Source organism: Mycoplasma tracheobuteonis, assembly GCF_054456995.1.
In genome coordinates, this window is record NZ_JBTKTG010000024.1 from 1 (window position 1) to 5573 (window position 5573).

The 5573-nt window shown below is 30.5% G+C and carries 8 protein-coding genes; 7 read left to right on the forward strand and 1 reads right to left on the reverse strand.

Annotated elements, in window-relative coordinates; all coding sequences use genetic code 4:
- Window positions 1–38: 38 nt before the first annotated feature.
- Window positions 39–179, reverse strand: coding sequence for a hypothetical protein (locus ACX1M8_RS03315; RefSeq protein ID WP_458836794.1), 141 nt, complete (start codon window positions 177–179; stop codon window positions 39–41).
- 369 nt (window positions 180–548) lie between these two features.
- On the opposite strand from ACX1M8_RS03315, the gene ACX1M8_RS03320 reads away from it, so the two are divergent.
- From ACX1M8_RS03320 to rsmG, 7 genes are all read left to right on the forward strand, one after another.
- Window positions 549–1667, forward strand: coding sequence for an SPFH domain-containing protein (locus tag ACX1M8_RS03320; RefSeq protein ID WP_458616627.1), 1119 nt, complete (start codon window positions 549–551; stop codon window positions 1665–1667).
- Entirely contained in the window at window positions 1660–2157 is a 498-nt protein-coding gene (locus tag ACX1M8_RS03325; protein ID WP_458616625.1) for a hypothetical protein, read from the forward strand. The genes ACX1M8_RS03320 and ACX1M8_RS03325 overlap by 8 nt, the downstream gene beginning before the upstream one ends.
- A 3-nt stretch (window positions 2158–2160) precedes the next feature.
- Entirely contained in the window at window positions 2161–2496 is a 336-nt protein-coding gene (locus ACX1M8_RS03330) for a hypothetical protein (RefSeq protein ID WP_458616624.1), read from the forward strand.
- A 5-nt stretch (window positions 2497–2501) separates the two neighbouring features.
- Window positions 2502–3170, forward strand: a complete 669-nt coding sequence (locus ACX1M8_RS03335) for a hypothetical protein (protein ID WP_458616622.1) — start codon at window positions 2502–2504, stop codon at window positions 3168–3170.
- Between the two features lie 15 nt (window positions 3171–3185).
- Window positions 3186–3668, forward strand: coding sequence for a hypothetical protein (locus tag ACX1M8_RS03340; protein ID WP_458836795.1), 483 nt, complete (start codon window positions 3186–3188; stop codon window positions 3666–3668).
- 104 nt (window positions 3669–3772) lie between these two features.
- Entirely contained in the window at window positions 3773–4759 is a 987-nt protein-coding gene (locus ACX1M8_RS03345) for a ribose-phosphate pyrophosphokinase (RefSeq protein WP_458797848.1), read from the forward strand.
- Window positions 4743–5435, forward strand: a complete 693-nt coding sequence (gene rsmG / locus ACX1M8_RS03350; RefSeq protein WP_458810887.1) for a 16S rRNA (guanine(527)-N(7))-methyltransferase RsmG — start codon at window positions 4743–4745, stop codon at window positions 5433–5435. Before ACX1M8_RS03345 ends, rsmG begins: the two co-directional genes overlap by 17 nt.
- The last annotated feature ends 138 nt before the right edge of the window (window positions 5436–5573 follow it).

Consider the following 5573-nt stretch of genomic DNA (forward strand, 5'->3'; position numbering starts at 1 on the left):
GATGTATAATAATTCTGAAGTAGCTAAATGCTACATACTTAATTTTCACGGTTCCTATCTTTTAAAGATAATTTTCCACTAAATTTATTAATAATTTCAATCATTTTAAGTTGTCTTAAAGGAATTTGATCCTTTATATTTGCTTTAATTTTAATTTCGATTCGATCTGTTTTTAACATAATCTACATTCAATTTTAATAAAGGTTTTTATAATCAAAAGTGGTAATTTAACTGTTCAATCTGAAAGTGGTAATTTAACTGTTCATTTCACATTTAATAAAGCTTCTATAAGATACCTTATTTTCAAGGTTATTCTTGTATAATTTATATGAAATCCTTTCTGAGGGGTTTTCGGTGGAGCGCAAAAAAACAGTGCTCCACTTTTATTATACCTTAATAAAAGTGTTGCACTGGAGATTGCAATTAAGCAAATGTGGAATGTTCCACATTTTTTTCATGTTTTCATTCTGATTATATATATATATATATATAATTTAAGTGGAATTTAAGAGATTCCTAGAATTTTTTTACAAAAAAGGAGTAAAAATATGTGAGGTTCAGCATCAAAACCTTATAATAGCAAAACACCAGTTTATGATGTTATTTCATATGATGGTGATGAATATAATTTAAATTGGTTGATGTATCGTTACGAAGAAAATAATATTAATAACAACTCTTCATTAATCGTTCAACCAGGTCAAGTTGCAATCATTGTTCACAATGGTAAAGTTGAAAAAATTGTTAAAGAAGGAACTACTAAGATTAATTCTGAGTACTATCCATTCTTAAAAGACATTACTTTTAAAGTTCATGGTGGTAAAAATGCTTACCCAATTGATATTTATTTCATTAATACAACTCTTAAATTAAATATTTTATTTGGTACTACTACACCACTTGAAATCAAAGACCCAGTATATGGAATTCTTTTAAGACTACGCGCTAGAGGTCAATTAGGATTGCAAGTTGAAGATTACCAATACTTATATGAAAGATTAGTTGGTTCATTCACACCTGAAGGTGTATTAAGTTTTGACTTTGTTGAAGAACAATTTAGAGGATGAATTAACCAAAACTTAAAATCAATTATTTTAGACTACTTAATAAATAATCAAATTTCATACGATAAAGTTAACTTACACTTAAATAATATTGCTCATGAATTTAGCGAAAAAATGAAGGAAGAAGTTAATAAATTCGGATTCAAGATTGTTGCATTAGCTTTCGATAGTATTAATATTCCTGAAGAAGATAGACAAAAGATTAACTCATTCCTTGAAAAGAAAGCTGAAATTGATACATTCGGAAATGACTATAGATTGATTAAAGGTTACGATGTTTTAGAAAAAACAGCAAGTAACCAAGGTACAGCCGGAGCATTTATGGGAATGGGATTAGGAATGGGTGCAATGCAATCAAGCATCTTACCACCAGTTCAACAAGCACCTACTCCAGCGCCACAACCAACACCTGCTCCAGCTCCTGCGCCAGTAGCTGAAGCAACAAAAGCTTGTTATGCTTGTGGTTTTGGAAACAAAATGACTGCTAAATTCTGCAGCGAATGTGGAGCACCTACATCAAAAAGATGTTCAGGATGCAATACCGAATTATCTCCAAAAGCTAAATTCTGTCCTGAATGTGGTAAAGGAGTAGAAAATGTTTAGTACAGTTAAATCAAAATGAGGTGTAATAGTTGTATCAATAATTATATTTCTTATTCTTAATTTAGTACCAATTGCTATCGGCAGATGACCATTTGGAGGAGATAATACATGATTAGCTTTTTACATAGTATCTAAAGTATTATGTGACCTATATTTCATTGGCTTTGTTGTATATTATGTAATGAAAGAAAAACCATTTGCTCATTCAGGAATTATGATCATTGTTATAATTTCTGTTTTAGGAGCTCAATTAATTCCTTTAATTGGTCGTTTATGATGATTTGCATTTGGTGGAACACAACTTCAAGTATTATGATACATTATCTACTTATTAGTAGCATTTACATTAATCTTTGTGCCTATCGGACTATATGCAAAAGTAAATGCTAAAATGCTTCAAAGAGACGTTCTTGCAGAACCAGACGAAATCCCTGTTAGAAAAACAACAGCAGACGAAGATGGATTTTCAAACATGAGAAAGAGAGATTAGAATATGGAAGAAAACACAAAAAATGTTGAATTAGAATGTTCAGCATGTGGAGCACAAGTTAGCAAAACACAACGTAAATGTAATTACTGCTCACAACCAAATAAATTTTACCAATCCCCAGCTTCATTAGGCTCATCATCAGCAAATAGACACAGACCTACTATAGATTTCACCAGCACAAACAACTATATTCCAACGCCAGTTCAAAATACACAAACAGCAGCATCAGTTCAAGTCGGTGATGGAAAATGAATCAGCTGAGGTCTATTCATATTATTATTTATCTTATTCCCACCTATTGGACTTATCTACTTAATCATATGCGCTGCTAAGAAGTAATAAATATGAACAACACAAGATTATTAGTTATTGTTGACCCACACAACGAATTTGGATTTTTAGACACAACAAACTTTAATATCCAATTCATGCTAAATAAACGTGGTAGAACATTAACAGATAGAGATTTAACACCAATAGGATTTAGACAATTTTGTCAAGATTATGATAGTGAATATGTAGTAGCAACATTTATTGATGGAGAAGACTATATACAAGAGCCAAACGATTTAAATGAAGATCCAGTTTTATCAAAATGACTTGATAAAATGAGTATTAATGCAAACTTTTTCTTGAGAGATGGAATTCAAGAATACTACTTATTTATTCCACGTTATTTATTACAAAGAGCATCTGAAGCAGGAATGGTTTATGACTACTACACATTCCTAGATATCCTCAGAGATCAATTTATGGAAAAAAATAATAGGGAACCAAATGATAGAGAATTAATTAATTTAATTTCATCAAATAACGGATTTATTATTTGTCCAACAACCTCTCTTATGAATTTTGGTTCTAGAACTGCAGAATCATTAGGTAAACAATCTGCAGTAATCCAAAAGAGAGAAAATGCAAAAGAAGTTGCTAAGAAAAGTTATAACTTTGTTTGATGAATAGTATTTATTGTTCTTATAATCTGTATTATTGGTGGAGTTGTCGGTAGTCTTTAATAGAGGAATTAATATATGAACAATACTTATGTCGAAAAATGAAAGAAAATAATGCTTACTGTATTATTCTTTAATATCTTCATTTTTTCAGTTTCTATTGTTGCACTAGTTTTATACGGATTAAGATGTTACCAACTAGCTGATGATTTAAAACATGATAAAGACAGCACAATCATAATATCAATAAATATGTTGTCTTATCTTATCGTCTTTATATTCAGCATGGTTATTATGGCTAAAATAGGACAAACAATGATTGGCTCATTTAATCCAGGAAAATGTGCTAAAATGATTTTAATATTACAACCGACGCAAATGCTTCTTTTTATGGTATTGGCAATCGTTACATATTGTTTACCACCTATGAATTCAAATGTTCCATTTAACCTACATAATGTAAAAGAAATATTTTTCCCATTTAATTTCATCTTCTTTACTATTATTGGTCTAGAAGTAATATCTTATATAATATTTCTCCCAAGTGCAGTTAGAAAATAATAATTTAAGAAGTCGTCAATTCATTTGATGGCTTTTTTGATTTATTTACAATAAATCAAATAAAAAACTGTAAAATTCAAATGAATTAATTAAAGAGGTTTTAAATGAATAAAAAAGATACTGTTATTTTTGGGATGAAAAATGCTCAAAAACTAGCACAAACAATTTCAAACTTAATAGGGATACCCCTTTCAGAAATAAATCGAACAGTGTATGCTGATGGCGAAGTAATGATCGGAGCTGCCGATACAGTTAGAGATAAAGATGTCTTTATTATTGCAAGTACATCACGTCCTGTTAACGATAATATAATGGAACTTTTATTATTTATCGATTCACTTAAACGTGCAAGCGCTAGAACTATAAATGTGTGCCTTAGCTACTATGGATATGCACGTCAAGATAGAAAAGTTAGTGGTAGACAACCAATTGGTGCTAAATTAGTTGCTGACTTACTTCAAACTGCAGGAGTTACAAAATTAACTTGTGTAGATTTGCATAACCCATCTATTCAAGGTTTCTTTGACATTCCAGTTGACGACTTAAGAGGACAATACCCTCTTGCTATGGCTCTTAAGAAACTTAATACATCGTTTACAGTAGTTTCTCCAGATCATGGTGGAACGGTTAGAGCTAGAAAATTAGCAGAGCTTATAGCTAACACAGTTAAGATCTGTATCATAGATAAAAGACGTACCGGTGTTAACCAAACTGAAGTAATGGGGATTATCGGAAATATCGAAGGACAAAATGCTGTTATTGTTGACGATATTATCGATACAGGTGGAACTATCATAAAAGCTGCTGATACTTTAAAAGAACATGGTGCAAAACGTATTATCGTTATGGCTACACATGGAATTTTCACTAAAGGATTTGATGTATTCGAAAATAATCCAAACATCGAAAAAGTTATTGTAACAGATAGTATTGATAATCACGACTTACTAGAAAAATACACAAAGTTACAAATAGTATCACTTGGTGATTTCCTTGGTAGAGTTATCAATGCTACATTAGAAGGCAGTTCAATAACCAGTGTATATCAACAAATGAAAGAAGAAATTAATCAATATGGACAAGATAAATAAAAAACAAAAAGTCCAAGAATTATGTAAAGCAAATAATTGAGATTTCGCTTTATTTCAAAAATATGTAGATTTAATTGAAGAAAAAAACAAAGTAATGAATTTAACAGGATTTACTGGTGAAAGACTCTGAGAAGAAGGAATATTAGAATCTCTTTACTTCATGCAGGAAATAACTAACGGTTTAGAAAATGGTGAAATATTAGATATAGGAGCTGGAGCAGGTTTCCCATCAATTCCATATGTTTTAACTAAGCCTAATAATCATATTACTATTTATGAGCCAATTGGGAAGCGTGTAAATTTCTTAAATCAAGTTATTGATGAATTAGACTTACATGACTATGTCACAGTATTAAAAATGCGTAGTGAAGAGCAAAAGGAAAAAAACTTATTCGATGTCGTTACCGCACGTGCTGTAGCTGATGTTAGAGCATTACTAATGTCTTCATTTCACCTAGTAAAAGTTAAAGGTAAAATGGCTTTATTAAAAGGTATTAAGGTTCATGAAGAACTTGAAAATGCAAAAGATATTTTAGCTAAATTAGACTACGACATAGCCCTAAAAGAATTTATTCAACCTGATGTAGAGCGAGACAACTTCATCTTAACAATCACAAAAAATCGTTCTACTCCTAAAGAGTTTCCATATCTTTGAAAAGATATTAAAAAGAAATAATAATATTAGAGCCTTTTGGCTCTTTTTTGCACAAAAAAGTAGAGTTTTCACTCTACTAAGCCATATTTGGTAATAGACCAATTTTTAAAAATTAAAAAGATGACATTCCACTAAAGTTAAAGTGGAGCTGTCATCTTT